This is a genomic window from Sphingomonas sp. Leaf343 (assembly GCF_001423765.1).
Lineage (GTDB): Bacteria > Pseudomonadota > Alphaproteobacteria > Sphingomonadales > Sphingomonadaceae > Sphingomonas.
Genome location: NZ_LMPG01000011.1, coordinates 58,251 through 84,439 on the forward strand (window position 1 = coordinate 58,251; position 26,189 = coordinate 84,439).

The window sequence follows — 26,189 nt, forward strand, 5'->3', positions numbered from 1 at the left end:
GGGTTTAAGATGATGAGGAAGCGAGATCGCTAAGGCGATCTCGGACAGTTTGTTGCTCCCCCATGCCGAACACTCACGGCACATTCACCCGACAGCCAAGTCTCGGCTGTCGGAACGTGGCGGCTTGCGCCGCCCCGGGCTGCCTAGGGGGGAGGAGCACGAAGCGTGCCGTTTCAACAGCAGCGGCGTGCGCGCGCAAACGTCGTCAATCGGGCGCGCGGAACGCGTCATCTTCTGCTGACCAGCGCGGGTCGTAAGAGACGTAAAGGCTGCCAAGGCCGGACGTCATCAGGTCGCGCATTGCTTGGAAGCAGGATGTAATTTCCGGCGCCCACGCATCCGGCTTTTCTGACGCCGTCTTGAGCAGCGTGTCTAAGCCCGCCGCGACCTGCTCGAGCTGTCCGAGCCGCTCACCGTCGATAATGTACAGGATATCTGAGGGTGGAGGTTCGTTCGGCTTGTCCATCCTGATCACGCTCACGCAAAAAGTCCCGGCCGAATCCGGGATAACGCAAGTAGCATCACTCAGCCGATCTAGTCAGTTGCTCAGGTGCGCCGCCCATGCATCGAATAGGCGACGAAGCCGCACCTGGTGCTCGCTCCGATCGTATGCCGCTTTGACCTTGTCTTTTGCCGCGTGCGCCAGCGCTCGCTCAATTAGATCGCCGTCAAAGTCCCCGCGCTCGTTCATCACCGTCGAGAACGTCGCCCGCCAGCCGTGCGGAACATGCCGGCCGGCGAAGCCCGCGCGATCGTACAACGCGCCGATCGCCGCCTCGCCGATCGGCCGGCCGCCATCGCGGCCGGGGAAGATCAGCGGATCATGCAAGTTCGCATCCTCCCAATGCATATTTGCATCCCCAGAATGCATAATCGCGCGCGCTGCGCGCAGCAGCTCCACCGCGGCGGGCGCGAGCGGCACGACGTGGTCGTTCTTCTCGTCGGCCTTCTTCGCCACCTTCAGCTTCATGCGGCTGGCCGGCACGCGCCACACCGGCGCTGAGCCGTCCAGATCCTCGATCTCCGACCAGCGCGCGCCGCGAACCGCCGCCAGGCGCACGGCCGTCAGCGCGAGGAACCGCGACGCGAGCTTGATCGATGCCGACGCGTCGACGCGATCGGCCGCGGCGAGCAGCTCGCGCGCGCCGGCGACATCGAGGAGCGCCGGCTGATGCCGTGCCGGCGCCGGCGGCGTCAGCGCGCGGGCGACGATCGCTGCGGGATCATGGTCGGCAATGCCTTCGGCGATCGCGAAGGTGAATACGGCCGAGATCCGCTGCCGGACCCGCCGGGCTGTCTCCAGCCTGCCGCGCTCCTCCACTGAACGCAGGGCGTTCAGCACCACCGGCGTCGTGATGGCGCCGATCGGCATCGCGCCGATCGCCGGGAAGACATCTCGCTCAAGGCTGGCGAGCACGTCGGCCGCGTGAACGGCTGTCCAGCGCGGCAGCATATGCGCGTGCCAGCGGCGGGATACATACTCGAAAGCAAGAACTTTCGCGTCGATTTCGCCTCGCGCCTGGCGCGGATCTTCGCCGCGGCCGAGCTGCTCGCGCGCCTGAGCACACCGAGCCCGGGCGGCATCGAGCGATATCTCCGGCCAGCTGCCGACCGTCAGCAACTGCTCGCGGCCGTCGATGCGAAAACGCAAACGCCACGACTTCAGTGCCGTCGGCGCGACGTAGAGATGCAAGCCGCCTTGGTCGGCGAGCTTGTAAGCGGCCACGCGCGGCCGCGCGGCTTTCACCGCGGCGTTGGTCAGCATAAACGACGCTCCACTTTATTTATCTGGGGACGGGTATGCGAGTCGTGATTGATACCAACAGACTCGAAAGCTCGGAGCTGCGGCGGTTTTTGGCGGCCAGTGCTGTCAATAAAGCAGTCTTGCCTGAACACACTCTCACAGAGATGTTTAAACCGAAATCGCTAGACGCGATTTATGCGAATCACTCTGTTATTATCGATTTCCCGACTCAGATCATCGTGCTTCAAGGCAACAGAAAGTTGCGGAAAGTCGACGCACGCGCGCCGGGGGTTGCAAACAGGTTTATCGATCGGAAGATGACCAAAGGGTTTCCGATCTACTGCAAACTCCTACGGATCGCGATGGCCGGGGATGCCGAGATCCAAGGCCAAATCCAGGAGCGTCACGCCTGGGCGCTGGAACGCGCGTCGGTCATGAGTGAGGTTATCGACGATCAATCCGAAGCATTGCGTGGCATTCGTTCGGAGTTCGATCCGGATGACCTGCGCCAATTAGCCGCAGGATTGCCGACGTCCTACCGTTTCAAAGCTCTAATTTTGGGAGGCGCAACTGCGTTGGCGACCACCTTGGCGCAGCAGCTCTCGGATGGCGTTCGGTTGTCAAAGCCTCCGCATCGATACAATAGTTTTATATGGCGATATTCATTATGTCATCTGGTGCAGCTAATCAGCTTATTAGCCCGAGGCGGCACACGCAGGCGGCGTGACAAGGCGGTCAACGACCACTTCGACAATGTCTTCGCGACCTTTGGGACGTACTACAATGGTTTGATGACCATGGACCGTGACTCCCTGTCGACCTATGCAGTTGCACGCACGATCCTAGACGGTCTCGGAGCTCGGCTCGCGCCGGATTATCTTGAGACTGGCTATGACATAGCGCTTCTTGATCGCGAAACATGCGCGGCAAACGCAGACTAGTTCACCGCGGCTGAGATGGTAGCCGCGACTGCGCACCTTGGCGAAAACTTGACGGCCTTATACCGCCGTCGACCGCCCGCGTTATTCGGAGGCAAGCAGCTATCCAGCGGACGGCCGGCGCTAAACCATTCAGCTGCAACGCTAAGGGCGCATGACTTTATTCCAATCGACTGCGTAGCCGGCCGCTTCGAGCTCCTTCCCGAGGCTCTGTTTCCATCCGTTGCCGTCATCCATTTGCTCCCAAACAACACCGGCAAAATCGCTTGGTATTTCCAAGTCACCGCGCTTTAGAGCGCAAACGCGGTTCCGCCCAAGTCGGCCGATGAAATAGCCGAGCTCCAACATGACGTTCTGACGCGCACGCGGCTGTAGGTCGCCCCCCATGGCACGTCCTTCATCGTCAGGTGTCAACAGGACGATGGCGAAGCCGACACCGGCCTCTGCCTCAATTTTCTCGATGACGGTACGACCTTGGCTTGCACGCTCATGCAGGATGATCGCCTCAAAACCAAGGCGCTCCATAAAGCGGGCGACGGCTTGTTGAGCCTCGCCATCGTGGCCGTGGACTACGAACACCTTCCGGTCGAAATCAGCAGGAGCTGATTCTGCAGCAACGCCCGCGGTACCCGTTTCCTCTAGGCGCTCGTTCAAGGAAGTAAGAGCCTCCTCGAGCAGCGCGATCGACCGAGCTTTTGCGCCTTGAAGGGCTTGCTGCACCTCTTGGGTGCTCGCCCGCCGATTCATTAAGACCGGGCCGGTGTTGAACGAACAAGCAGCATGGTAGCGATTATAGTCGGGTGTGCCCAAGCCGAAGGTTCGCTGCAGTCCCTCTTCTACTGACACCCGGATTCGCTCTACTTCTGGGTCACCAAACTGCTCGCTTATGCGCTCGGGTGCAAATGCACGAACCTGCTCCAGCCTTTTCGCCAATCGTATGATGCCTGCTTTCAGGTCCGCAGCGGTCATATCTTTGGGCTCCGGCCGATTTACCGTGGTTGGTTTTCTCGCCACTTATAGCCCCTCTGCACTTGGTCTGAGAGCAGCAGGCTAGCTCGCGATTGGGTGAGACACCATTCCCCGCAGATGCACTCGTCACAATGAGCCAGCCAGCACCTCGCCCTTTGCATCTCGAAACTGACTAGCGCGGCGGATATGCCATCCGCCGCGCCGACGTATTTCTGCGGGTTTCGGATGGCGAGATACCCGCAGAACGTGCAGCCGATACCCGCTCAGGAACCGCCGGTGATGATGAGTTCGGTAACGCGCTGCGCGCCGGCCGTTGCCGACGCAAGCGTCCAGGTCGTCTCGATCTCCATGATCTCGAAGCGGGCGAAGGTCTCCCGCACGAATGGCGTGGCGTTGATCGAGATCATGAAGCGGCCGCGGATGCCGGCGAGCTGCTCGGCCATCGCTACGTAGTCGGCGCGGCTGAAGCTGACGCCGTATCCCTCCGTCTCGTCGTATGGCGGATCGAGGTAGAACAGCGCCCCCGGGCTATCGTAGCGGCGGATGCAGTCGGACCAGGGCAGCTGCTCGATCGTGACCGGCGCCAGCCGATCGCGCAGCGCCTTCAGCTCCGCGCGGAGGCGCGGCAGCTGGATCCGCGACGACTGGTCGCGCCGGACGCCGAAGGTGCGCCCCTCGACCCGTCCGCCGAACGCCAGGCGCTGGAGGTACAAAAAGCGGACGGCACGCTCGATGTCGGTCAGCGCCGACGGATCAAGAGCGCGCTGACGTTCGAACTCCGATCGGCTGGCAGGCAGCCAGCGGAATTCGTCGACGAACGGCTCATAGTGTCGGCGCACGACGCGGAAGAGATTGGCGACGTCGGCCGACAGGTCGTTGATGACCTCGACAGGAAGCGCCGGCGCTCCCTGCCGATCAGCTGGGCCCGCGCATCGATGACGGCCTGCGCATCGGCGACGCTGTCGAAAAAACCTTCCGCCGGCTGCACCGTCCCGTCGATCGCGCCCGGGTACCGCGCCGCGATCGCCGCGTCGGACCACGTCGCCACCACGGCATCGCGCGATGCGGCCGCGATATCGGCATAGGCGGCGGGCATCAGGCGGCGCTCCGCAGGCTGCCACCGATGAAGGTGTCGGCGGGAAGCGCGCGGCCGGCCTCCGCCATGCGCGCCAGCAGCGCGCGGACGTCGGCCAGCGTGTTCGACACGTCCGACATGATCTCGTTCCCGGTCTGGACGTTGGCCGCGGTCCGCGCGGCGCTGTCGGCCGTCGCCCTAGCGAACGGGCTTTCGACCGATCCGGCGATCGGCGCGGCATTGTCGATCGTCGCGATCGCCTTGGCGGTGGACGCCTGGACGGCGTCGAAGGCGTCGAAGAACCCTTGCGTCGATCCTTGACGAGCGCTGGCAGAGCGCCATGAAGGCCATCCGAGATTCCATGCGCGTCATCGGGACGCGCAGCTACATGCGCTACTACGATCGGCCGGCGCCGGACGCTGGCTGGCGCGGCATCTCGTTGGACATCGCTTCGGCGTGAGCCGCTGGTGCATCCTCCGGACGGACGGCAGCAAGACGTTGCCGCTTATGCGCTCGCTGAGCGCAGCGGGTTTCGTCGTCTGGACGCCCGCGCGTACCATCCGGAAGGTCACCCGGCCGGGCACACGCCATGAGCAGCGATCCGAGCTTGATGTGCCGATCCTGCCTACGTTCGTCTTCGCCCGCGAGCGCGACCTGCCGATGCTGGCGGACGTCACGCAGCTGTCGATCAGCCCACACCCGGGGTTCTCGATCTTCCGCTATGGGGGCCGCATTCCGCTCGTCGGGGATGCAGAGGTGGCCGGGCTCCGCGAGGAGGAAGCACGTGCCGCTGCCATCATGCAGGCCATGCGCGATGCCGAAAGCAGGGAGGAAGCCGAGCGGATCCGTATCGATGCGATCAAGTCGGAGACCGCTCGCCGGCGAGCCCTGATGGAGCTGGAGCAGGCACGTCGCGCAGAGCAGCGCGCCAAGCCCCTGATCATCGGCGTCGACGATGAGGTCGCCGTCGAGAAGATGCCGGCACTGGTCGGTATTCCTGGCATCGTGAAGTCGATCGTCGGGCCGCACGCCTTCGTGCAGTTCGGCAATCGTACATGGAAAATTGAGGGTTGGCGGCTATCGCCATACCTCGACGAACAACAAGCGGCCTGACGGCCACCGCCGCTCAAGCGGCTTCAGGGAAAGACGATCTGGGGCTTTGACCCTTGCGCGCCCTTCATAGCTTCCCCGCGGTGCGCCGCGGAGGAAGTCGTAAGCATGTCCAGATCCGGAGGTGGCAATGGCCGCACCCAAGGCCCGCCCGCTGGCGGTGGACACCTCCGGGTTTCATTTCGGTCGATCCGTACAAGGATGCCCAGGCTGATCTGGCGAACCTGCGAATGGGCAAGGTGACGCTGTCTCAGCTCGTCGAGGAGCGCGGGTACGACTATCTCGAGTTCCTCGCTCAATTTGCGGAGGACCTCGCGAACGCAGAGGCGGCGCTGGGCGCCGGAGTGATGTTCGACGGCGACCCCCGCAAGGCGCTGAACACGGCCACGCCCGCCAAGAGCGATCAGGCGAAGGCCGACAACGACACCGCCGGCGCTGACGCCGCGGCCTGACACCGGAGAGACCGATGGACCCCGAGAACACCGCCCCCGCGGCCGATGAGACGCGCGCGCTGCCGATCGTCACCCGCGAACTGACGATCCGCGCCGACACGTTCAACGAGGCAGATAACACCGTGGAAGTGGTCTGGACCACTGGCGCACGTGGCACCCGGATGGACTGGCGTCGCTGGGAACTGATCGAGGAAGAACTCTCGACCGACCCCAAGCATGTCCGGCTCGACCGGATCAACAGCGGCGGGCCGGTCCTGAATTCCCATCGCAGCTACGATCTCTCTTCGCAGCTCGGCGTGGTGGTGGATGGTTCGGCACGACTGGCGAACGGCGAGGGCACAGCCACGCTGCGGTTCTCGCGCCGCGAGGAAGTCGCACCGATCATCCAGGACATCCGCGACAAGGTCATCCGGAACGTGTCGGTCGGCTACCGCGTGCACGAATACGAGGTGACCGAGCGCGAGGGCGAACGGCCGATCTACCGTGCGATCGACTGGGAGCCCTACGAAATCAGCTTCGTGACGATGCCGTTCGACGCCGGCGCGCAGACCCGAAGCCTCGAATCCGCGCAGGGCGGCAACCCCTGCATCTTCCGCCGAGCATTGCCGGCATCCACCCAGGAGACCAGAATGGACCCCGAGGACCAGGCCGCCAATACGTCGGCCGACACGACGACCCGTACCGAAACCCCGGCCGGTCAGACCACGATTGACCAGGCACCGCAGCAGCAGCGCACGGGTTCGATCGCGATCGCCGACATTCGCCGCGCCGCCACCAACGCCGGCCTCGACACCGACGCCACCTTCGAGCTGATCGGCGAGCATGAGGCGACGCCCTTCACGCGCGATGCGTTGATGGCGAACATCGGCCGCCGGTTCGCCGAGCGCGACAGCAGCGCACCGACGATCAACCGCGTCTCGGCAACGGTCGGCACCGGCGTGACGCTCTCCCGAGCCATGTCCGATGCCGTCTTCCACCGCATGGCCGGTGGCGAGATCAGCCCGGACGCCCGCCAGTTCCGCGGCATGGGCATGCTCCGGATGGCCGAAGAGCTGCTCGGTTCGTCCGGCGTCTCGACGCGCGGCATGGTGCCGAATGAGATCGCCGAACGCGCGCTCCACACCACGTCGGACTTCCCGGCGCTGATGTCGAACGCGATGAACCGCCGCTTGCGCGCCGCGTATGCCGAACATCAGCCGACCTATCGCCTCTGGGCCCGCCGCGCGCCGAACGCGCCCAACTTCAAGGCGATCGACGTCGTGCAGATGTCGGCGATGCCCGACCTCCTCAAGGTCAACGAAGCGGGCGAGTTCCGTTACGGCACGGCATCGGATGGGAAGGTCAGCTACGCCCTGCTCACCTATGGCCGCATCATCGCGCTGTCGCGCCAGCTCTCGACGCGGAGCAGCATGAACAACCCGGTGGAACTGATCTGGCCTTCCTTGTCGACCGCGAACACCCGGTCGACCAGCGCGCGGATCTCGACGCGGCTGTCGGCCGACCACTCCCGCAGGCATAGGTCGATCAGGCTCTTCGCGACCTGCAGCTCGGGGCCGAAGTCCAGCTGGTCCGCCACGGCAAGCTGAACCTTCTCGCAGCCGTCATATGCCGGCAGTGTGATGTTGCCCTTCTTGCCGCCGATCGTCGCGTCATACTCCTGCGCCAGAAGCGCCTGCAGCTGAAAGACTTCGTCGAAGCTCTCCTGCTTGAACGCTGCAATCTGCGCCGAAAGCGCGCGCGCCTTGACCAGCCGGGTGCGCACCAGCTCGTCGATCAGCAGATCCATCGGCTTTACGGCCGCGATCGGGACGAGGCTGCCCTTGGCATCTCGCAGGTACCATGCGCCGGCGACGTCAATCGCGGCCGGATGCGGCTTGTCGCTCATGCCGCGATCGCCAGTGCAAGAACTTGGCGGCTCATCCCCGCCAGCTGGTCGGCTACCTGGCCGAGATCGACCGCGCCGAGCAGGGAGCGGAGCTGATCCTTCTCTACGGCGACGCGATCGCCGGGTGCTGCATCGATGAGGGCATGCAGGTGACGCTTGTCCATGGCCATACGATCGCCGGGAGCCGCGTCGATCAATTCCCGCATGCTCTTCGTGTCGACCGCCATTGGAACCCCGCTCATTGTAGATCGGGAGGTAGCTCGATCAGCGGCAGGATTGGCAGCTGCAGAAAGCTGCAGGGGTCGGGCGGCATAAGCGGGGCCAGGGGGGCGGCGTGCGCCCATCCACCCTGCCCCAACGCCTTGTCGATCAACGCCAGGCACGCGGCCAGGTCCAGAATGACAATACCGCGGTGCGAACCCACGTCGCGGCCAATCACGCGCAGCTTGACCAGCTGATCGACATACTGTCGCGCGCGACCACCACCCACGGGTGGGTTCATGTTGCGACCGATTTCGTCGTAGCTCGGGCTCGCGCCCCGCCGCAGCCGCTGAATGATGTAGGCCAAGGCTTCTACCCGGCGCGGCGGTGCGTTCGGCCTCAGCACTCCCTGCATGATGTTCATGGCGTTATCCCCCAAGGGGAGAACATAGCCTGAACCGTGGAGCGAATGCTATTCGTCAGCTATTCTGCCACGGTTCGTCGCCGCGCGGGCCGGATCTGGATCAGCATATTCGGCCGGGTTGTACTCTGGATACGCGCCGGACCGCCGCAGCTGGCGCAAGATGCCGTTGAAGGCCGCCGATACACCCTGCGTCCTGTTGAGCTCCGTCTCCTCGCCCGCCGCTTCCCAGAAGCTCGCCAGCGGCCATCGCTCCGGACAGTGCGCGAGGAGGCACCGCAGCGCGAGCCTGACCGCTACCGTGTCGACGCGGCCGAGCCTGGCTTCGCCTTTCGCGCTGAGGAGAATTTCAACTGCCAGATCGACAATGATTCGAGCGTGCGGACGCATGCCGGCATTGGAACGAAGTGCGAACAAACATCAAGCGCGCGGTGCGATCGGCGCGACCGCGGCGGATACTCCATCCGCCATGGTGGGGCGCAGGCGCAATTTTCAGCCAGGGAGAGGGCCGCTATCTACTCGCAATACCCACGGGGTACCCGCAGGTCATACGTCTGCAATCGCCCAGATCCGGACGCTCAGGTCGGCAATCCGTGTCCCCGACGCAGCCGATCCTTCAGTGCGATCCTTCCCATTTCTCCATCTCCAAAGGGCGATTTCGGGAAAGCGGATGCCCCGAACGCCTGTAGGCTCCATCGGCAAGGGGCTTTCCCACGGTTCTACCCCGCAGATACCCGCTGACCGTCGCGGCGGTCGGCCACTTGCCGATGTTCGGCAACTTTCGCATGGAAGAGCGATGAGCCAGGCGAGAAAGGGAGAAGGCACCCAGTTGCCCTCGCGGCGTGACCGTGTCGCTCTCGCCACCGCGGCTTATCTCCCGATCTTTCTCTTTCTAGCCGCAGTGATTGCCGCTGTACTGTTGATCCCAGGCGAGATGGTGCAGGTTGGGCGCCGCCGCGGCCCATACATCCTTGTGCCAGCCTTACCCGTGCAGATCGGAGTTCTGGCCGGTGCGGTGCCGCTGGCCAGCGTGGTGTTGGCGAGGATGGTCCGCGGCGCCTACTCGCTATGGACGACGAGGCATGCAGAGCCAGGCGGCTTTGTTTTGGCGCCTGGCGAACTCATCGCTTGGCGCGGCAAGCAGGGATTGCGCGGCATCGACCGAACCCGCCTGGTCATGGCACTCCTGACTTGCATCGGGCCGGCCCTGTATGTCTGGTGGCTGGTACACGTTTGGACAGGAGCCGAACCGCTTGTTCTGAAGCTCTTCTGGAGCTTCTTCGCCACAGTGGCACTCAGCGCCACTGTGGCGCCGCTCATGTCGAAGCCCGGTCGCACCTTCGTCAACGATGTACTCGGCGAAATGGTCGTAACGGATCGACGCATCGCGTGGTGCAGCGGGCGTGGCAATCAGTACAGGGAGATCCTCGGGGCCGAGATTAGAGACGCCGCTCTCGTTGAAGGCGATGGACAACGCGGCTGGATTGTCCTCACCCACGTTCGCCGCGCCCAGGTCTCGGAGGTCGACCTGTTCGGTGTACCCGACCCGGCAGAGGCTTTGGTGGCAATCAGGCGCTTCGTGTCGTCGACGTAAGCCATCGGCTAGAAAGGCGAATTGTGGTCGAGATACGCTCCGCCTCGCTCGCCTTTGCTCCTCGGCTGTAGCTCCCGGCAAGGTACGATGTACCCGGCGGATACCCGCGGATTGTCCGCTTACGCCCATATCCGGACGCTCGGGTAACAAATTGGGGCTTTCGAAAGCAGCCATTTGTTCAGGGCGATCTTTCCCGTTTTCCCGTCTCCGGAGGGCAATTTCGGGAAAGAGCAATTGGGAACAGATTTTGGGAAAGCGGGTGCACCTTCCGGCTGTCCACGCGGTCGGCGCAGCGACTGTCCCGCTACAGGTTCGTTTTCGGGGAAGGTCATGCCTGTAGGGAAACACCTGTTTTCCGTCAGCCTATGGCGCCGAACTGATCGAGCATCCACACGCGGAACATGCGCATCGCGTGGCTAGGTGGCCGGGACTTCAGCCGCGTTAGCCAATAGCGATCGGCGTCCACCTCGATGACGAACGGTCGTACAAGCTGTCCACCTTCGATCTCACGCCAGAAGAGGTCGTACGGAACCAGCGCAATGCCCGCGCCACGCATAGCGGCCTGCGCCATGATGAGCGAGGAGTCGAACAGCGGCCCGCGGATTGTGCTATTTTCCACTCCGGCGGCTTCGAACCAGGCCGGCCAGTCCTGTGGACGGTAGGACCGCAGCAGTGGTGTCCGCAGAAGATCAGCCGGCTCGCGCAGGGTTCTTGCCATGACCGGGTCGCACAACGGCGAAAGGGGAGCAGAGCAGATCAGATCCGCAGCCATCCCGTGCCACGCGCCGTCACCAAAGCGGATGGCATAGTCCAGCCCCTCGGCGACCAGATCGACCTTGTTGTTGTTGGTCAGCAGGCGAAGGTCGATGCCCGGATGCGCCGCCCGGAACGACGGTAGGCGTTCAAGAAGTGCACCGACGACAAACGTTCCGACCGCGCTGACGGTCAATACCTCCTGTACCCCACTGCCCTCAAACCTCTCGAACAGGCGGTCGATCGCGCCAAAGGCTTCGAACAACGTCGGAGCCAGCGCCAGCCCCTCATCGGTCAGTTTCAGACCTCGATTGGAACGACGGAAGAGGATGACTCCCAATCGCTCCTCCAGCGCCTTGATCTGGTGGCTGATCGCCGCCTGCGTGACGTTCAAACTGTCAGCGGCTCGCGTGAAGGAAAGGTGGCGAGCTGACGCCTCGAATGCGCGCAACGCATTGAGCGGTATGGGGACCCGAGCCATTCATCCCTCAAAATACTAATGACGAAGCTGAGATATCGTCCTTTGCTTGTAAGCGACACGCGCATCAAACTCCAAATAATACTGATGATCAGGCGAACCACGATGAATCCCACGCGACGGGCTTTGGCCTTTGGCATTCCTGCCCTGATGTGTTGGCCCGTTCTCGCACGAGCCGCAGTTGCCGATCCCATCGCAGACTACGAACGGGCAACCGGCGGACGGATCGGAGTCCATGCGCTGAACGTCAGGACTGGCAAAACGCTCTCATGGCGAGCCGACGAGCGCTTCATCATGTGTAGCTCTTACAAGGCATCGCTTGCCGCGTTCGTGCTGTCGCGGGTTGACCGCGGAGAGGAGAAGCTGGACGCGCTCGTGCCTTACACGGCGAAGGACACGCTGGAACTGTGGGGGCCGATTGCAAAGGCCAACTTGGCGAGAGGCACCATGACGGTCGAGGCGATGTGCAAGGCCGCAGTCGAGATCAGCGACGGGGCGTGCGCGAACCTGCTGATGGCACGATCCGGCGGCCCGGCCGCGTTGACCGCCTTCCTAAGGTCGATCGGTGACACGGTAACCCGCGTCGATCACTACGAACCCGCGCTCGACCGCGTTCCCTCGGGTGGTCCGGATGACTCGACGACACCGGCTGCGATGGCAACGACGTTGCGCAAGGTCATTGTGGGCAATGTACTGTCCGACCGGTCGAAGGCGCTGCTCACGAGCTGGCTTGTCGGCAACCAGACAAATCCGCGTCTTCGCGGTGGCCTCCCAAGGAGCTGGCGTATCGGCAACAAGACCGGCCACAGCGGTCGCGACATGGCCGGCGACATTGCGGTCGCCTGGCCCCGACCGGACACGCCGATCGTCATCGCGGTCTATACACGGGGTGGCAGGCCCTCCGAAAAACAGTTCGACAAGGCTTTCGCCGGCATCGGTCGGCTCGTGGCCAAAAGCCTGACATAGGGCAGCAGGATTACTGTCGGAAATCACACGTTTGCCGTCAGTGGCAAACCCGCCGATCAGGCCCCGGCTCGCGCCAAATCGGATATACGACAAACACCAACAGCTTGATGGGCTGTGCGACAACCCTGCTCCGAGCGTTTTGCGTTACCCCTGCCATCTACGGCGAACCGCACTGATTTTCCCGAAACTCGATCCTTTTCGGGAAAGACGGCAGCGACCCGCCATGTCGGCTAACGCCATTTGCCCCCCAAAAGCGGCCATTCCGCTTCCCACCAAACCCGGACATAGCGGCGGATGGCGGATAACCCATCCGCCGTGCTGCCCTTCATATGACGGAGGAAAGGCGCGGAAAGGGCCATTGTACCCGCTCGATACCCTCAGCAACCCCAATCGAAGGAGTCGCCGCCTTCCTCCGATCGGTCCCAGATCACGTCGTCCCGCTCCGGCGGCAGCCAGAGCGACCCGCCGCCGAAACGTGCTCGGATGATCGCCGCGCTGTGGCCCGCGTCCTGGAACACGGCATCGTACGCTTCGCCGGCATCGAGCCAGCGCGCGATCAGTGCCGCGCGCAGCGAGGTGATGTAGCCGAGCTGGATGCCGCGGGCACTGACCACCGCGATGGCGTTCTCATCGGCCTTGTTCTTCGGTTCGCGCACCAGGCGGATCGGTTCGCCATGCGTGCACAGCGCCATCTCGAAACGACGGTTGCTGCGATCACGATTCGCGTGATCGAGCCCGACGACGGCTAGGCTCATCTCGCGCGGAGAGGTCAGGCGACCAAAAGGAGAGAAGAACATATGCGGAACGTAGAACGAATTGGATCGAGTCGGCAATGCCGCGACTCGGCCAAACTTGCAGCAATTATAAGCGGTTGAGGATGCTCACCACCCAGAGCACGACGACCAAGCGGTTTTCCCACTTGAATACGTTCTGCACGTCACGCGGTACGAACGTCTATAGGACGCCTGCGGTGGATTGTATGTCGCTTGGTAAAGCGTGTTCGCATATCGCCAGTCGGGATAGCGTTCATCGCTTGCCTGCTTAATGAGCCTCAATGCCCCCTTCACACGCTTCTGCAGCGCAGCGCTGCGCGTAAGCTCGTCGCGCGCATCGAGAAACGAGCTGGAACATGCCGGTAGCGTGCCGCAGTAATGTCTTGCTGCCGTCGTGACCGCCTCGTCGCTCATATCGTATCCGGGAAATTCAACGGCCTCTACGAGCTCAGCGTTCTTAGCGTCGCGTTCAGCCATTCGCAGCCGAACATCCATCTGCCCCAGCAAGAGCGCGATCAGCAGCATCATGTCCGCTTGCCGATGAAGATGACGCGCGCGACAATGTTGATCTCTTCGGCCGGTAATTCGTCGACGGGAACGGAGGGATTGTCAGACAGGATGATCACGCGATCTCCCCGCATCCGCAGCCTTTTAATCGCCCCGAATTCTCCCGTCGTATAGGCCCAGATCGCATCCTGCTCGATCACGCGCCGCTGTGATCTGTCGAGCAGAACGATGTCTCCGTCATGGATTGTAGGCGTCATCGAGTCCCCGCGTCCACTCGCCCAGGTGAGCTGCGCCGGTGGCGAGGATGTGATCGTCTGCACCCAACCACGTGGAAAACGCAGAACTTCGGCTTCGACATGTCCGTCGGCGAACGTAGCACCCATGCCATAAGCAAGGTCAATTTGCTGGATCTCGACGAGGTCGAGCTGGCCCGCCGCCAGTTTATCGGAGCTGCTTCCCCCGTTCAGCATATCGACGATGCGCAGAAGCTGGTCGGGGTTGGCCTTCTCCATCAGCTTGCGAGCGAGCATCTGCTGTTGGCTGACCGCAGCACTTGCCGCAGGCACGTCTACACCGATCCTAGCCAAGATTTCTGACTTAGGCACTTCAAGGACGCGAGCAAAGCCATCGACAAATGCGAGATCGAACCGGATGTCGCCGTTGATGACCCGGTTCACGGTGGACCGCTCGCGGCCGATCGCCTCGGCTAATGCCTCATCAGAGGCACCCACCGCCCGCTTTCGTTCTTTGAACCATGCTTTATCCACGCCGGCATTGTGCGCAATATGCACACGAACATCCTGTGCGTAATCCGCACTAATGTGAGTTGACATGTGTGCGTCGTCCGCACACAAGGCGCACATGGGCTCGCAGCTTGATTCCTTCATGAAGCAAAACGGCATGACCGATGCGCAGTTTGCTGCGTTGATCGGCCGCGATCGTTCGCTTGTGAACCGGCTCCGCAACGGCTCCGCCCTTCCTACGCTTGAAGTTGCCGCAATCATCGAACGCGAGACCGACGGCTCCGTACCGATGAATGGCTGGCTCGCCCTCGAAGACGCCTCCGATCACGCTAGCGTGTCGGTCGGATCGATCGAGCAGGCCCAATGATCGTTGCACGCCTTTCCCCCTTCGGCCGCTGGCAGACCGGCCGATGCCCGACCAGCGAGGACATCAAGCCCCGCGCTGGCCGAGTCCCCAGTTTGCTCATCCGCTCCCTGGATGTCCGCGACGCCGGTCAGCGTATCCGGCCGGCGTCGCACCCGCATTTCGGTCTTGCCGCATGATGGCACCGCACATCCACAGCCGGTACCGGACCATTCCCATGTCTTTGCTGCTTGACGTGCTGGGGCGCAGCCTCACCACGATCAGGGATCAGGATCGCGCGACGAACGCCGATCTCGGCGCGGTCCTCGGCAAAAGCGAAGATCGGGTTGCCGCTTATCGCAATGGCGATGCGGACATGGGCGTCGTCTCGTTCCTGCGCGGCTGCCGTGAATGGGACGGCCGTTTCGCCAACGACGTGCTGGCGATCGTCGGCATGAAGCTCGTGCCAATCGAGACTCACGGTCCCTGCGACCAGGCGGCGGTCACCACCTTTCTTCGGCTCACCGCCGAGCTGTCTGCCGATCTCGAGGAAGACGGGGACATCAGCGACGCGGACCTCGCCGATAACGCAGCGTTGATCGAGCGCGTCGGGCGGCTGGTCGACGGGTATCGCGAGCGCCTTCGCTCCAGACACTTCGCGCTGCTGAACCCTCCGGACACCAGCTGACGCCAGACTGACCTAGCCCACCCCCATCATCGACTGGCGTTCCGGAAGCACCCGTTTCCGGCGACGCCACCGGCTTGCCCGGAAGGATCGCCGCCATGTTCCATGCCTCCGCCGCCAGTTTCGCCGACGCCACCCCCACCGATCCGCCCGCCATGCCTCCGCTGAAGCCGTGGGAATACCTGCGCCTGCGCCGGCTGCGTTCGGGCAAGTCGGTCGAACAGGTCGCGAGGGAGCTGTACCGCAGCCTCTCGATGCGGGCGGGTGGTATGGAGCTCGTCCGCCTGCTGGAGACGCCGGGTTGGCGCGCCAAGGACGGACGCACGATCGCCAAGCTCGCGGCGATCTTCCCGTTCGATCCCGGCGTCTACCGCCAGCTCGCCGATCGCGACCTGCCGGTCGAGCAGCACCCCCCGGTCTGTCGCGGCTGCGGCTGCAGCTATTGGGACCGCCAGCGCGGCGCGGAGACGGCCCGGCTGGAGTGGGCGGCGTCGAACCTCTGCTCTGGCTGCGATGCGGAGGCGCATGCGGAATGATCCGGCCCCGCGCCTGCATCGCTGCGGATATCCATCCGCTCGGCTGTACCTGCACCCGCTGCGCGGCGCGGGCTTCGCGCATCGGCGTGGCCGATCGCGCCGCCATGCTGAGCGTGGCCGTTATCACGGCCGCTGCCGCGTGCTGGGTCATCGGCAGCGTCGCCGTGCGCGCCGCACGCGTCGTCTTCGGAGGCTGAGCGGCCGATGACGAACCTCCGCCTCGTCGTGCCGATCGCCACGCTGATGCTCGGCCTGGCCGCTGGCCTGTTCGTCGTCGGCTTTGTCCGCATCCCGCTCGCCCTGACCATCCTCGTCGGCTTCGCTCTTTTGTGGGCCGTCGAGGTCCTGCGCTTCCGCGCCGCTACCGCCCAACGGGAGAACCGTTCGTGACCTACGCCGACCCACGGCTTCACCGCCCGCGCACCGTTCGCGCCCTCGATCTGGCCGCACGGTTCGATGCGGGTGCGTTCGACGTCGAGTTCCACGTCGACGGTTGCGACTGCCACGTCTGCGTCGACGCGGATCTCGTTGACACGCGCCTCGACGCGAACATCATCGGCGGGATCGGCGCGGCCGGCCTGGTCATGGGCGCAGGCTTCGGCCTGCTGCTCGCCTTCTGCGGCCACCCGACCGAGACGACGTCCGCCGTCCTCGCAATCGTCGGGATCTACCGGTGAGCGCCGCGCTGATCCCGCCCGCGCGGCCGACCATGTCCGCGCCGCTGATCGCGAAGCTCTGCCGCGAGCGGGCCGCGCAATACGGCGCGCTGCGCGCGTCGTCGCCGACCGCCGTGGCGCTCGATCAGGCCGCGGCGCTGATCGAAACCACCATCATGCCCGCCGAAGCGCGGCAGGGAGCGTCACGATGAGCGAGGGCGATAACCGCAACGAGGGTATGGGCGGCGGACATGTCGCGGCCGACGAACTGCGTCTGCTGATCGAGCGCGCCGAGCGCCTTGAGGAAGAGAAGAAGGGCATCGCCGACGACATCAAGGACGTCATGGCGGAGGCGAAGGGCAGGGGATACGACCCCAAGGCCATCCGCAAGATCCTGTCGATCCGCAAAAAGAAGAAGGAAGAGTTCCAGGAAGAGGAAGCGATCCTCGAGGTCTACATGCAAGCGCTGGGCATGATCTGATGACCAGCTTCGCCGCGAACAAGACCCCACGCTGGGCCGATCAGACACCGCGCTATGCCGAAGCGCTCGCGCATGTTCGCCATGACCAGAGCGGCTCGACGTCGCGGCTGCAGCGCAGGATGCGCATCGGCTACAACGAAGCCTGCCGCTACATCGAGCGGCTGGAAGACGAGGGTGAGCGATCACGTCAAACCGGGTACGCTGATCCAGCGCGACCCAGACGCTGATCCGTACCTGGTGCAATCCGTAGCGGCACGCGGACATGCTTGGAATCTGACCGGCTGGGACGCTCCGGACGGACAAGCCGACAGAAACGAAGCGCGCCGCTGGTGGCTGAATGGATGGGTTGCGCAACGATACGCAGCAGCCCCGCTCGGCTTCATTCTCAGGCCGATCGAGATCTTCGACTATGACTGCCCCGGGCGCGACTGCCTCTTTGTCGTGCTGCCCGGGCAGGCATTCGTCGCGCGGCGCTCAGGTCAGATCGAGATGTTCGCATGATCGCGACCGCCACGCTCTACCTGGGCGACGCGTACGCGATCCGGCCGACGCTCGGCTTCTACGACGCCGACGTCATGGATCCGCCGTACCTGATCCGAGCAACCGGCGCCGGCAAGTACCGCGCGCGCCGGCCAATGATGGACCGCATCCTCGCGGAGGGGCTGCACCAGGGGTTCGACATGTCGATCGTCAACCCGCTGCTCTGCGGCGCCGCGATCGTGTTCGCCCACAACGATCAGCTGGCCGAGTTGCTCGCGGTCGCGAAGGGCAACTTCCACCGCCATGCGGTATGCGTCTGGCAGAAGACGAACCCGCAGCCGGTCGCCAACAAGCATTATCGACCGGACGCCGAATTCTACGTCCACGCATGGCAGCCCGGGTACCATCCCGCCGGCGCCATGGCCGATCTGCTTCGGGTGAGCCGCATCACGTCGCCGCGGGGCCCTGCGCGCTTCGATCACCCGACGACGAAGCCTGACGCGCTGATGACGAAGATCCTCGTGAATATGCGCGGGGACAGCGTCTGCGATCCCTTCATGGGTACTGGCTCCACCGGCGTCGCCGCGATCGCGGCCGGCAAGCGCTTCACCGGCATCGAGCACAACCCGACGTACTTCGAAACGGCCGTGCGCCGGATCACCGCGGCCGTCGAAGCCGCATCCTTCTCGAACGCTGAAATGGAGCAGGTGGCATGAACGTCTCGTCGATCCGTCGCGTCGGCAACTCGGCCGCGCCCAGCGCAGCCCGGACCTACCACCAGCTTCGCGAGCGCCGCATCTGCGAGTTGCTGGGCCAATGGATCTCCGGTCTCGATCCGATGATCTTCGAGCGCATCGACGTGTCGCCGCAGATCCTCGTCGAAGTCGGCGTCGGTGCGCCCGGGTTCGACGAGCCGATGCTGACGGCGCAGGTCACCGTCGACGACTTGGTCGCGGCCGGAGGGCTCTACTGATGTGCCAGACCGTGACCGCACCAGGTGGCGGTACCATGATCGTCTGCGGCGGCCATAGCCGCAAGCGGTGCCCCTGCGGCCGCCGCGCCGATCGGCTCTGCGACTGGAAGGTCGAGGGCAAGCGCAGCGGTACCTGCGACTCCCCGATCTGCAGCGGCTGCAGCACGTCGCCGGCACCCGGCAAGGATCTCTGCGCCAAGCATGCGGTCGCTCTCGAGGAGTGGCGCACTGGCAAGCGCGCGCAGGACCAGCAGAAGGAGCAGGTAGCATGACTGCGCCGACAATCACGCCCGGATATCCGCTCCGGTGGCCGGAGGGGCGGCCACGAATAAAGCAGCGCGCGCAGGCTCTGTTCCGGCATGAAGGCCGGAGCATGACCTTCACCGCCGCACGGACGCGGCTGGCGCGCCAGGTCGCGGCGATGACGCGAACGGGGCAGCACTATCGCGTGGTCTCGATGATCCTGTCGACGAACATCCGCTTCACCGCGAGCGGCGCCCGGGATCAGAACGTCAGCCGCCGCGAGCCCGACGATCCCGGCGTTGCCTTCTACTTCGACCTGGACGGCAAGCCACACGTGCTGGCCTGCGACCGGTGGGACAGCGTCGCCGACAATATCGCCGCGATCGCCGCGCACATCGAGGCGCTGCGCGGTCAGGAGCGCTGGGGCGTCGCGGATCTGCGCCAGGCGTTCGCCGGCCACGTTGCGCTGGCGGCGCCGGCGGCCGCGCACGGCTGGCGTTCGACGCTCGGCTTCAGCGCCACAGCGCGAGTCACCGCGGCCGATGTCGACGCCCGGTACCGCGACCTCGCGGCAGCCCGCCATCCTGACCGGGGCGGCTCCGTCGAGGCGATGACCACCCTCAACATCGCCCGCGACGCGGCGAAGAAGGAATTGAGCCGTGGCTGAGAACAGCGCGATCGAGTGGACCGACCACACCTTCAACCCTTGGGAAGGCTGCCAGAAGGTCGGCCCGGGCTGCGACAATTGCTACGCCGAGACGCGCAACGCGCGCTTCGGTGGCGGTACCGCGCCAAATTGGGGCCCCGGCGCTCCTCGGCGGCTCACCAGCAAGTCGAACTGGCAGAAGCCTCTGCAGTGGCAGGCGGCAGCGGAGGCGTTCGCGGCCGAGCACGGGCGGCGCCAGCGGGTGTTCTGCGCCAGCCTGGCCGACGTGTTCGACAACGCCGTTCCCGAGATATGGCGCAGCACCCTGTTCGGCCTGATCGATCGGACGCCACACCTCGACTGGCTGCTGCTCACCAAGCGCATCGGCAACGTAGCCGGCATGACCGACGTCGAGTGGGGCACCGAGGATTGGCCGACGAACGTCTGGCTGGGTGCGACTATCGTCAACCAGGAGGAAGCCGATCGAGACCTCCCCAAGCTGCTTGCAATCGAAGGGCCAAAGGTCCGCTTCCTGTCGATGGAGCCACTGTTGGGGCCGGTCTCGTTTGATCCCTGCGAGCTGGCGTCGATCGACTGGATTATCGTTGGCGGTGAGAGCGGGCCCGGCGCCCGGCCGATGCATCCAGACTGGGCACGAGACCTTCGCGATCAGTGCTCAATTGCGTTCGTGCCTATGCTCTTCAAGCAGTGGGGCGAGTGGCTGCCGTGGCAGCCGGATCAGCTACCTTATTTCAAGTCCCAGCACGGCGAACTGATCGATCGGCATGCCCTGCCCGATTTCGACAGCGCTGATCTGAAGGGCTGGACCGATAGCTGTCTCTACGACGGCCACGACCTCTGCGTGCACCAGCGTGTCGGCAAAAAAGTTGCCGGCCGCGAGCTCGACGGAATCACCCATGACGGAGCACCGACATGAACGCCCCCTCGATCGTCCACTTGGACAAGCGGGTCAGCCGCGCAGCCGAGATCGGCCGCGGCGTCGACCTCACTGCGGCTGACCTCGATCTTCTCGTCAGCCTTGGCCTGATCGACCTCCTACACGAGGCGAAGGTCGAACATCTCAAGGAACAGACACGATGCAGAGTCGCCCGGCGCCAGTCTATCGACGGGGGAAATACTGGCTCGACAAGCTCCGGCGAGAGGACGGGTCCCCCCGTTCGTCTCGTTGGTACGTCTTCTGGTACGACCCCGACGCGCGACGCGAGGCAAGCGTATCAACGGGCGAGGAGGACGTCGACCAAGCCATCCTCGCGCTCGACCGGCGGTACCTGAGCGATGCCAGCGAGGCGCCCGCCTATTGCTATGCGTGCGGACAGCCGCTCGCCTCCGCGGAGGCTTACCTGTTGACCGACGCAATCGCTGACTACCGTCTGGAGCATGGCGACCTGAAGAGCTCGTCGGACAGCATCCAGGCGCGTCTGAAACACGTCACCGACTTCCTCGACGCTGAGGAGGATCGCGGCGGTTCGTTCGGGATCGAGACGAGCTGCGCCGTCGCATCCGGCATGCCCTTCATCACCGCATTTCGCACCTGGTCGAAAGACCAGCCGGTGACGTGGAAAAACAAGGCCGGCGAGATCACGGCATCGCGGCCGCGCGCCTCCGCAACGACCGAGGAGTCGGTGCTGCAGGTTGCCGCCGCCTTGAACCACGCCGCCGACGCGGATCCGCCGCGATCGGAGCGTCGGCCGATCTACAAGCCCCTCCCCCGCAAGCAGGTGTCGCGCCCGCGGCGGACGCGCGTCGAGGTCGACGTGCTGGCCGATATGCTTGCGTACGCGGCCGAGCCGGACAAGAAGCGTGCCTCGCTGCACGCCTTCATCGTCGGGTCGCTCTGCACCCTCGCCCGCCCCGACAGCGTGGTGGACATCTGCATCGCTCCGGAGCGCGAGCAGTGGTACCCGGGTTCGCCGACGCTGGACCTCAATCCCTTCGGCCGCGCCCAGACGAACAAGTATCGTCCGCTGATCCCTGTCGTACCGGTGCTGTCGGAGTGGCTGACGGCCGAGTTCGCTGCCTACCAGCGCCTCGACAAGAACGCGCGCAAGGGCGCGGGCTACCTCGTCAACTATTACGGCCGGTCCGTGCTCGACGTTGATCGCTCCTGGTCGACGATGCTGACGGGGCTGAAGCTCCCCTCCGGCCGCGAGTGGAAGGCGTACCTGTTACGTCACAGCCTTGCGACGCTGCTGCGCAACCGCGGCGTGGCGAAGTGGGACCTCGAAGGCTTCATGGGCCACGACGTCACTGGTTCGACAGAGGTCTACGCGATCGGGCGATTCGCCACGGTCACGACCGCTCTCAATGACATTCTCGGGGAGATCGACGCTCGAGCGCCGGGCGCTTTGCGCCGAATTAGCGCCGAAGTCGGTGTCTCCGGTTCCTCTGCTGGGAGGCAAAAAATGACCGGATAACACCGACTTCGGTGGTGGGCGTGGCAAGGATTGAACTTGCGACCCCTGCGATGTCAACACAGTGCTCTACCACTGAGCTACACGCCCACAAAGGGGAAGCGCGCCTCTAGCGGCGGGTGCCGCGGAGCGCAAGCGCCTAATTCAGGCCCGCGAGGTTCGTCTCGAACAGCCGGTCCACCTCCGCGACCAGATCGCGCAAATGGAAGGGCTTGGACAGGACACGCGCGTTCGGCATGGCCTTGCCCGCCTTCAGCGTCACTGCCGCGAAGCCGGTGATGAACATGACGCGCAGATTGGGAGACAACTCGCCCGCGCGCTGGGCCAGTTCGATGCCGTCCATCTCGGGCATGACGATGTCGGTCAGCAACAGGTCGAACGACTCCGTTCGGATCAGCGGCAGCGCCGCCGTCCCGCGATCCACCGCGGTCACGGCATAGCCGGACTTCTGGAGCGCGCGCGTCAGATATTCGCGCATCACCTGGTCGTCTTCGGCCAGCAGAATTCGGATCATCGCCTGGTATCCCTCGTCGTCGGACGAATGTAGCCACGAGACGGTTAAGATTTCCAGTCGAAAGCCCCATTCCAGCCACCGGTCCGCCACGGCCCTTTCGTTCCGTCCGCCGGAACGATAGCGTGAGCGCGATGGAACCGTCATTCGACCGGTATGGCAGCTCGCCGCCCGCCTCTCCGGTGGTCGTGTCGGTGCCGCACGCGGGTCGCGACTATCCGGCGGCGCTGATCGACGCGCTGAGGGTGCCTGTCGCCGCGCTGCGCAGTCTGGAGGATCGGCGCATCGATGCCGTCGCACTGGCGGCGGGCGGGGCCGAGACGATGCTGATCCAGCGCCGGGCACGCGCATGGATCGACCTGAACCGGAGCGAGGACGAGCGCGATCCGCGCGTCGATGCCGGCGCGCCGCCACTGCCCGCCATTCCATCCGCGAAACTGCGCAGCGGTCTGGGTCTGGTGCCGAGACGCGCGGGCGGCGTCGGCGATATCTGGCGGCAACGCTTTTCGGCGGCGGCGATGGCAAAGCGCATCGCGGAGGATCACCGCCCCTATCATACCGCGCTGGCGGAGGCGCTGCAGGCGGCGCGGTCGCGATTTGGTGCGGCGGTGCTGCTTGACCTGCATTCGATGCCGTCGCTGGGACGTCTTCAGCCGCGGATCGTGATCGGCGACCGGTTCGGCACGGCCGCGGATGCCCGTTTCACCGGGCGGGTCGAGGCGACCGTCGTTGCGGCCCGATTGCCCTGCGGCCTCAACGCGCCCTATCCCGGCGGCCATGTGACGCAGGCGCACGGCAATCCTGCGGCCGGCATCCACGCCATCCAGATCGAGATCGACCGCAGCCTGTATCTCGATACGCGAATGGACGATGTCGGCCCCGGCCTGCCGCGGATCGCCGCCCTGATCCGTGCGGTGATCGACGATCTGTCCGACGAAGCCCTCGCGCGACCAATACCGGTCGCCGCCGAATAAAAAACCACCCCGCAGCGCGAAGCGTGCGAGGTGGCCAAGGTTCAGGGAGGAGACACGCTAAAAGCGTGTCGTACGGCCTCGCGAAAGGGGGGACACGAAACCGTACATGGCATAAATAGGCGAGCGGCCATTTGGTTCAAGCCCCGCCTGGAAAAATGCGTTTTTACAGGTCGTGTGCGTAACGATCGCTACAAACATGCGCTGGCTATGCCTGATCCGGCGGCGACGATCGGGGGATCGCCGCCGCCCGACCAGCTCACGCCTGCGGCAGGATCTGCGGCTGAGGCGTCTTGCCCTGCTGCACCTGACGGCCGAACACTTCACGCATCAGCGCCAGCGAGAACAGATGCGCGTAGAGCAGCGGCAACATGCCCGACTGCTGCATCTTGCGAAGCTGGTCGCCGCGCAGGCCGTTCAGCTTCTCCTCGTTGATCATCTGGAAGCCGCGATAGACGAAGGGCTGGCCACCGGCATCGGGCTGGATGCTGACCTCGCCTTCCATCAACAGGCCGAGTTCGCGCAGCTCGCGCATGAAGTTCTGCGTGCGCTGTCCGGCCTGTTCGAACTGCTCGTTGAATGCCAGGATCTGCTTCGTGACCTCGGACGGCTGGCCATCGTCGAACAGCCGGTCGCCCTCGTCATACGCCCCCAGCACCGGGCTGGTCGGATCGAAGCAGAGCGACAGCTCCTCCGAATCCGGGCGCAGCCGCGCGAGCATGTACGGATAACGGCGGACATAGGCGGGCACGTAGAAATTGTCGTCGACCAGCTTGCCGTCGTCGCCGATGAAGACGTTGACGCCCTCGTTCAGACCCATCAGCCCGAGCGGGATCGCATCGTCGCCGACGGAGAACACGATCGGCATGAATCGCTGCACCAGCGCGAATTCGTCGGTGGTGATCGGAACCGCGTGCTGCCCGATCAGGTGCGGCGCGCTGTCCTGCGGGCGAATGCGGTAATCGGCGTGGGTCTCGCTCGAAAGCGGCTCCAGCCCATTGTAGAAAAGCGGCAGTTGCGGCGCGCTGGCCATATATCTCTCCATCGTCTTGTCGCAGGCCCGCCCCCCGATGGGCCGCCCGCCGATCGGCAGAGGCTCTATTGGCCGGGCGCTGGCGGCGCAAGGAGCTTGCCGGGGTTGAGAATCCCGAGCGGGTCCATCGCGGTCTTGATCGCGACGAGCGCCCGCATTCGGGCGGGCGAGGCGATCCGCGCCAGTTCGTCGCGCTTCATCTGGCCGATGCCGTGTTCAGCGGCGATGGTGCCGCCCGCCGCGTCGACCAGATCGTGGACGAAGCCGGTGATGACCGGCGCATCCTCCGCATACCAGCGGTCGCGATCGACGCCGCCGGGCGCGCGGACGTGGAAATGGATGTTGCCATCCCCCAGATGCCCGAACCCCGACGCGTCGGTGCCGGGAAAGCGTGCCTCCGCCGCCTTGGCCGCGTCCTGCATGAAGGCGGGCATCGCCGCCACCGGTACGGCGATGTCGAACTGCACCGCCGGCCCGCGCGCCCGCTCCGCATCCGATAGCGAGTCGCGCAGCCGCCAGAACGCCTCCGCCTGCACCTCGCTGGCCGCGATCGTCGCATCCTCGACCAACCCATCCGTCAACGCTGCGCCGAGCACGCGCTCCAGTGTCGCCGCCGGGGCCTCTGCGTCCGTCGTCGCGGCCGTCGCCTCGATCAGCAGATGCCACCGATGCCGCCCCGCCAACGGTGCGCGCGATCCGGCGACGTGGTCCAGCGCCGCAATCAGCGTGGCGGCCGGCATGATCTCGAAGCTCTCGACGCTGTCACCATCCGCCTGGAACCGCCGCAACAGCGCCAGTGCGGCCGCCGGATCGGTCACGCCCGCCCATGCGACCGCCCGCGCCGCCACGGCCGGCACCAGCCGCAGCGTCGCGGCCGTGACGATCCCCAGCGTTCCCTCCGCCCCGATCAGCAATTGATCGAGATTGTAACCCCGATTGTCCTTCTTCAGCGCCGCCAGTCCGTCGTAGATCGAGCCGTCCGCCAGCACCGCCTCTACCCCGGCGACCAGACCGCGCATCGTGCCGAAGCGCAGCACCTGCGTTCCTCCGGCGTTGGTCGACACCAGCCCGCCGATCGTCGCATTGCCTCGCGCGCCCAGCGTCAGCGGAAAGCGTCGTCCCACCGCAAGCGCCGCATCGTTGAAGGTCTGGAGCACGACGCCCGCCTCCACCACCGCCAGCCCGGCGTCGGCGTCGATCATGCGGATCCGGTCCATCCGGCGCATCGACAGGATCAGCGCGCTGCCGTCGACCGGCGGCGTCGCCCCACCGACCATCGAACTGTTGCCACCCTGCGCCACCAGCGGCACGCGGTGCCGCGTGGCCGCGGCGAGGATAGCGGCGACCTGCGCCGTCGTCGCCGGCGACAGGATCGCGGGCGCGGCCCCGCGCCACCGCTTGCGCCAGTCCTCCAGCCACGGCGCGATAGTCGCAGGATCGGTGACGATCCCCTTCGGCCCCAGCACGGGTGCCAACTCCGCCAACATCGCCGCCTGCGCGGCGGTCGCGCCATCCATTACGGTCCGTTCGCCTGTCATCTCGGACGATCGGCTAGGCGCAATTCATGGGGTGTTCAACGATCGCGCTTAC

General features: G+C 64.9%; 40 protein-coding genes, 1 tRNA gene and 1 pseudogene. 26 read left to right on the forward strand and 16 right to left on the reverse strand.

What is annotated here, in order from left to right; all coding sequences use genetic code 11:
• Nucleotides 1-205: 205 nt before the first annotated feature.
• Both ASG07_RS07785 and ASG07_RS07790 read right to left on the reverse strand, forming a co-directional pair.
• On the reverse strand, nt 206-481 hold the full coding sequence (locus ASG07_RS07785) for a hypothetical protein (RefSeq protein WP_055844131.1): 276 nt from the start codon (nt 479-481) through the stop codon (nt 206-208).
• 57 nt (nt 482-538) lie between these two features.
• Nucleotides 539-1,765 (reverse strand): tyrosine-type recombinase/integrase, encoded by a 1,227-nt coding sequence (locus ASG07_RS07790; RefSeq protein ID WP_055844133.1) that lies wholly within the window; start codon nt 1,763-1,765, stop codon nt 539-541.
• A gap of 44 nt (nt 1,766-1,809) precedes the next feature.
• Between ASG07_RS07790 and ASG07_RS07795 the strand changes: the two genes are divergently transcribed.
• Nucleotides 1,810-2,685 (forward strand): hypothetical protein, encoded by an 876-nt coding sequence (locus tag ASG07_RS07795; protein WP_156361791.1) that lies wholly within the window; start codon nt 1,810-1,812, stop codon nt 2,683-2,685.
• 141 nt (nt 2,686-2,826) lie between these two features.
• On the opposite strand, the gene ASG07_RS07800 is transcribed toward ASG07_RS07795, so the two are convergent.
• Nucleotides 2,827-3,651 carry a TIR domain-containing protein gene (locus tag ASG07_RS07800; RefSeq protein ID WP_082474646.1) on the reverse strand — a complete coding sequence of 275 codons (825 nt, stop codon included), beginning with the start codon at nt 3,649-3,651 and terminating at the stop codon, nt 2,827-2,829.
• Between the two features lie 263 nt (nt 3,652-3,914).
• Complete coding sequence (locus ASG07_RS17825; RefSeq protein WP_055844139.1) at nt 3,915-4,490, reverse strand: DNA adenine methylase; 576 nt, start codon at nt 4,488-4,490, stop codon at nt 3,915-3,917.
• On the opposite strand from ASG07_RS17825, the gene ASG07_RS17830 reads away from it, so the two are divergent.
• The 6 genes and pseudogenes from ASG07_RS17830 to ASG07_RS18125 all read left to right on the forward strand — a co-directional run.
• Nucleotides 4,479-4,736, forward strand: a complete 258-nt coding sequence (locus ASG07_RS17830) for a hypothetical protein (RefSeq protein ID WP_055844141.1) — start codon at nt 4,479-4,481, stop codon at nt 4,734-4,736. The two genes, ASG07_RS17825 and ASG07_RS17830, sit on opposite strands and share 12 nt — an antisense overlap.
• A gap of 128 nt (nt 4,737-4,864) precedes the next feature.
• Complete coding sequence (locus tag ASG07_RS17835; protein ID WP_236694596.1) at nt 4,865-5,047, forward strand: hypothetical protein; 183 nt, start codon at nt 4,865-4,867, stop codon at nt 5,045-5,047.
• Nucleotides 5,048-5,087: 40 nt separating this feature from the next.
• Nucleotides 5,088-5,186, forward strand: coding sequence for a hypothetical protein (locus ASG07_RS18120; RefSeq protein WP_443024597.1), 99 nt, complete (start codon nt 5,088-5,090; stop codon nt 5,184-5,186).
• A complete protein-coding gene (locus ASG07_RS07820) occupies nt 5,183-5,839 on the forward strand; it encodes a hypothetical protein (protein ID WP_055844145.1) in 657 nt (218 codons plus the stop codon). The genes ASG07_RS18120 and ASG07_RS07820 overlap by 4 nt, the downstream gene beginning before the upstream one ends.
• A 227-nt stretch (nt 5,840-6,066) precedes the next feature.
• Nucleotides 6,067-6,288, forward strand: a complete 222-nt coding sequence (locus ASG07_RS07825) for a hypothetical protein (RefSeq protein ID WP_055844147.1) — start codon at nt 6,067-6,069, stop codon at nt 6,286-6,288.
• 161 nt (nt 6,289-6,449) lie between these two features.
• Nucleotides 6,450-7,631 (forward strand): annotated as a pseudogene (locus tag ASG07_RS18125) (phage major capsid protein); the annotation flags it as partial.
• A gap of 17 nt (nt 7,632-7,648) precedes the next feature.
• Here ASG07_RS18125 and ASG07_RS16905 read toward each other — a convergent pair.
• From ASG07_RS16905 to ASG07_RS07845, 4 genes are read right to left on the reverse strand one after another with little or no spacing between them, the layout of a single operon-like run.
• The gene (locus ASG07_RS16905; protein WP_082474652.1) at nt 7,649-8,173 is read right to left on the reverse strand and encodes a DUF3164 family protein; all 525 of its coding nucleotides are present in this window, start codon (nt 8,171-8,173) and stop codon (nt 7,649-7,651) included.
• Nucleotides 8,170-8,400, reverse strand: coding sequence for a hypothetical protein (locus ASG07_RS07835; RefSeq protein WP_055844151.1), 231 nt, complete (start codon nt 8,398-8,400; stop codon nt 8,170-8,172). Before ASG07_RS07835 ends, ASG07_RS16905 begins: the two co-directional genes overlap by 4 nt.
• 11 nt (nt 8,401-8,411) lie before the next feature.
• On the reverse strand, nt 8,412-8,798 hold the full coding sequence (locus tag ASG07_RS07840; RefSeq protein WP_055844153.1) for a hypothetical protein: 387 nt from the start codon (nt 8,796-8,798) through the stop codon (nt 8,412-8,414).
• A gap of 48 nt (nt 8,799-8,846) precedes the next feature.
• Nucleotides 8,847-9,212 (reverse strand): hypothetical protein, encoded by a 366-nt coding sequence (locus tag ASG07_RS07845; protein ID WP_236694597.1) that lies wholly within the window; start codon nt 9,210-9,212, stop codon nt 8,847-8,849.
• Nucleotides 9,213-9,591: 379 nt separating this feature from the next.
• On the opposite strand from ASG07_RS07845, the gene ASG07_RS07850 reads away from it, so the two are divergent.
• Entirely contained in the window at nt 9,592-10,389 is a 798-nt protein-coding gene (locus ASG07_RS07850) for a hypothetical protein (protein ID WP_055844157.1), read from the forward strand.
• Nucleotides 10,390-10,747: 358 nt separating this feature from the next.
• On the opposite strand, the gene ASG07_RS07855 is transcribed toward ASG07_RS07850, so the two are convergent.
• The gene (locus tag ASG07_RS07855) at nt 10,748-11,623 is read right to left on the reverse strand and encodes a LysR family transcriptional regulator (RefSeq protein WP_055844160.1); all 876 of its coding nucleotides are present in this window, start codon (nt 11,621-11,623) and stop codon (nt 10,748-10,750) included.
• A 102-nt stretch (nt 11,624-11,725) separates the two neighbouring features.
• Between ASG07_RS07855 and bla the strand changes: the two genes are divergently transcribed.
• Complete coding sequence (gene bla, locus ASG07_RS07860) at nt 11,726-12,586, forward strand: class A beta-lactamase (RefSeq protein WP_055844959.1); 861 nt, start codon at nt 11,726-11,728, stop codon at nt 12,584-12,586.
• A 377-nt stretch (nt 12,587-12,963) separates the two neighbouring features.
• Here bla and ASG07_RS07865 read toward each other — a convergent pair whose 3' ends face one another.
• The 3 genes from ASG07_RS07865 to ASG07_RS17200 form a co-directional block, all read right to left on the reverse strand.
• Nucleotides 12,964-13,383 carry an HIRAN domain-containing protein gene (locus tag ASG07_RS07865; protein ID WP_055844161.1) on the reverse strand — a complete coding sequence of 140 codons (420 nt, stop codon included), beginning with the start codon at nt 13,381-13,383 and terminating at the stop codon, nt 12,964-12,966.
• 84 nt (nt 13,384-13,467) lie between these two features.
• The gene (locus ASG07_RS17195) at nt 13,468-13,887 is read right to left on the reverse strand and encodes a hypothetical protein (protein ID WP_156361792.1); all 420 of its coding nucleotides are present in this window, start codon (nt 13,885-13,887) and stop codon (nt 13,468-13,470) included.
• Nucleotides 13,884-14,699 (reverse strand): LexA family transcriptional regulator, encoded by an 816-nt coding sequence (locus ASG07_RS17200; RefSeq protein WP_168377323.1) that lies wholly within the window; start codon nt 14,697-14,699, stop codon nt 13,884-13,886. Before ASG07_RS17200 ends, ASG07_RS17195 begins: the two co-directional genes overlap by 4 nt.
• A gap of 28 nt (nt 14,700-14,727) precedes the next feature.
• Here ASG07_RS17200 and ASG07_RS07875 point away from each other — a divergent pair, with 28 nt between their 5' ends.
• The 16 genes from ASG07_RS07875 to ASG07_RS07950 all read left to right on the forward strand — a co-directional run bounded on the left by ASG07_RS07875 (nt 14,728) and on the right by ASG07_RS07950 (nt 22,087).
• Nucleotides 14,728-14,976 (forward strand): helix-turn-helix domain-containing protein, encoded by a 249-nt coding sequence (locus tag ASG07_RS07875; RefSeq protein WP_168377324.1) that lies wholly within the window; start codon nt 14,728-14,730, stop codon nt 14,974-14,976.
• A 214-nt stretch (nt 14,977-15,190) separates the two neighbouring features.
• Nucleotides 15,191-15,640 (forward strand): hypothetical protein, encoded by a 450-nt coding sequence (locus tag ASG07_RS07880; RefSeq protein ID WP_236694598.1) that lies wholly within the window; start codon nt 15,191-15,193, stop codon nt 15,638-15,640.
• A 95-nt stretch (nt 15,641-15,735) separates the two neighbouring features.
• A complete protein-coding gene (locus ASG07_RS07885) occupies nt 15,736-16,173 on the forward strand; it encodes a hypothetical protein (protein WP_055844167.1) in 438 nt (145 codons plus the stop codon).
• Nucleotides 16,170-16,370 carry a hypothetical protein gene (locus ASG07_RS07890; protein WP_055844169.1) on the forward strand — a complete coding sequence of 67 codons (201 nt, stop codon included), beginning with the start codon at nt 16,170-16,172 and terminating at the stop codon, nt 16,368-16,370. The genes ASG07_RS07885 and ASG07_RS07890 overlap by 4 nt, the downstream gene beginning before the upstream one ends.
• A gap of 7 nt (nt 16,371-16,377) precedes the next feature.
• Nucleotides 16,378-16,563, forward strand: coding sequence for a hypothetical protein (locus ASG07_RS07895; RefSeq protein WP_055844171.1), 186 nt, complete (start codon nt 16,378-16,380; stop codon nt 16,561-16,563).
• Nucleotides 16,560-16,850, forward strand: coding sequence for a hypothetical protein (locus ASG07_RS07900; protein ID WP_055844173.1), 291 nt, complete (start codon nt 16,560-16,562; stop codon nt 16,848-16,850). Before ASG07_RS07895 ends, ASG07_RS07900 begins: the two co-directional genes overlap by 4 nt.
• Nucleotides 16,847-17,041: a hypothetical protein gene (locus ASG07_RS07905; protein ID WP_055844175.1), complete on the forward strand. Its 195-nt coding sequence runs from the start codon at nt 16,847-16,849 to the stop codon at nt 17,039-17,041. Before ASG07_RS07900 ends, ASG07_RS07905 begins: the two co-directional genes overlap by 4 nt.
• 26 nt (nt 17,042-17,067) lie before the next feature.
• Nucleotides 17,068-17,310, forward strand: a complete 243-nt coding sequence (locus tag ASG07_RS07910; protein ID WP_201780988.1) for a DUF2312 domain-containing protein — start codon at nt 17,068-17,070, stop codon at nt 17,308-17,310.
• Entirely contained in the window at nt 17,310-17,537 is a 228-nt protein-coding gene (locus ASG07_RS07915; protein WP_055844178.1) for a DNA translocase FtsK, read from the forward strand. Before ASG07_RS07910 ends, ASG07_RS07915 begins: the two co-directional genes overlap by 1 nt.
• The gene (locus ASG07_RS07920) at nt 17,485-17,811 is read left to right on the forward strand and encodes a hypothetical protein (protein ID WP_156361795.1); all 327 of its coding nucleotides are present in this window, start codon (nt 17,485-17,487) and stop codon (nt 17,809-17,811) included. The genes ASG07_RS07915 and ASG07_RS07920 overlap by 53 nt, the downstream gene beginning before the upstream one ends.
• Nucleotides 17,808-18,506 (forward strand): DNA-methyltransferase, encoded by a 699-nt coding sequence (locus ASG07_RS07925; protein ID WP_055844182.1) that lies wholly within the window; start codon nt 17,808-17,810, stop codon nt 18,504-18,506. Before ASG07_RS07920 ends, ASG07_RS07925 begins: the two co-directional genes overlap by 4 nt.
• A complete protein-coding gene (locus ASG07_RS07930; RefSeq protein WP_055844185.1) occupies nt 18,503-18,763 on the forward strand; it encodes a hypothetical protein in 261 nt (86 codons plus the stop codon). Before ASG07_RS07925 ends, ASG07_RS07930 begins: the two co-directional genes overlap by 4 nt.
• 35 nt (nt 18,764-18,798) lie before the next feature.
• A complete protein-coding gene (locus tag ASG07_RS07935; protein ID WP_055844187.1) occupies nt 18,799-19,035 on the forward strand; it encodes a hypothetical protein in 237 nt (78 codons plus the stop codon).
• Nucleotides 19,036-19,136: 101 nt separating this feature from the next.
• Nucleotides 19,137-19,673, forward strand: a complete 537-nt coding sequence (locus ASG07_RS07940; RefSeq protein ID WP_055844190.1) for a hypothetical protein — start codon at nt 19,137-19,139, stop codon at nt 19,671-19,673.
• Nucleotides 19,666-20,589 carry a phage Gp37/Gp68 family protein gene (locus ASG07_RS07945; protein WP_055844193.1) on the forward strand — a complete coding sequence of 308 codons (924 nt, stop codon included), beginning with the start codon at nt 19,666-19,668 and terminating at the stop codon, nt 20,587-20,589. Before ASG07_RS07940 ends, ASG07_RS07945 begins: the two co-directional genes overlap by 8 nt.
• A gap of 160 nt (nt 20,590-20,749) precedes the next feature.
• Complete coding sequence (locus ASG07_RS07950) at nt 20,750-22,087, forward strand: hypothetical protein (RefSeq protein WP_055844196.1); 1,338 nt, start codon at nt 20,750-20,752, stop codon at nt 22,085-22,087.
• A gap of 12 nt (nt 22,088-22,099) precedes the next feature.
• Here ASG07_RS07950 and ASG07_RS07955 read toward each other — a convergent pair.
• Both ASG07_RS07955 and cpdR read right to left on the reverse strand, forming a co-directional pair.
• Nucleotides 22,100-22,174 (reverse strand) — tRNA-Val (locus tag ASG07_RS07955).
• 49 nt (nt 22,175-22,223) lie between these two features.
• Nucleotides 22,224-22,598 (reverse strand): cell cycle two-component system response regulator CpdR, encoded by a 375-nt coding sequence (cpdR, locus tag ASG07_RS07960; protein ID WP_055844965.1) that lies wholly within the window; start codon nt 22,596-22,598, stop codon nt 22,224-22,226.
• Between the two features lie 122 nt (nt 22,599-22,720).
• Here cpdR and ASG07_RS07965 point away from each other — a divergent pair, with 122 nt between their 5' ends.
• Nucleotides 22,721-23,569 carry an N-formylglutamate amidohydrolase gene (locus ASG07_RS07965; protein ID WP_055844199.1) on the forward strand — a complete coding sequence of 283 codons (849 nt, stop codon included), beginning with the start codon at nt 22,721-22,723 and terminating at the stop codon, nt 23,567-23,569.
• A gap of 256 nt (nt 23,570-23,825) precedes the next feature.
• On the opposite strand, the gene ASG07_RS07970 is transcribed toward ASG07_RS07965, so the two are convergent.
• On the reverse strand, nt 23,826-24,599 hold the full coding sequence (locus ASG07_RS07970) for a SapC family protein (RefSeq protein ID WP_055844201.1): 774 nt from the start codon (nt 24,597-24,599) through the stop codon (nt 23,826-23,828).
• 65 nt (nt 24,600-24,664) lie between these two features.
• Nucleotides 24,665-26,116, reverse strand: coding sequence for an FAD-binding oxidoreductase (locus ASG07_RS07975; protein ID WP_055844204.1), 1,452 nt, complete (start codon nt 26,114-26,116; stop codon nt 24,665-24,667).
• Between the last annotated feature and the right edge of the window lie 73 nt (nt 26,117-26,189).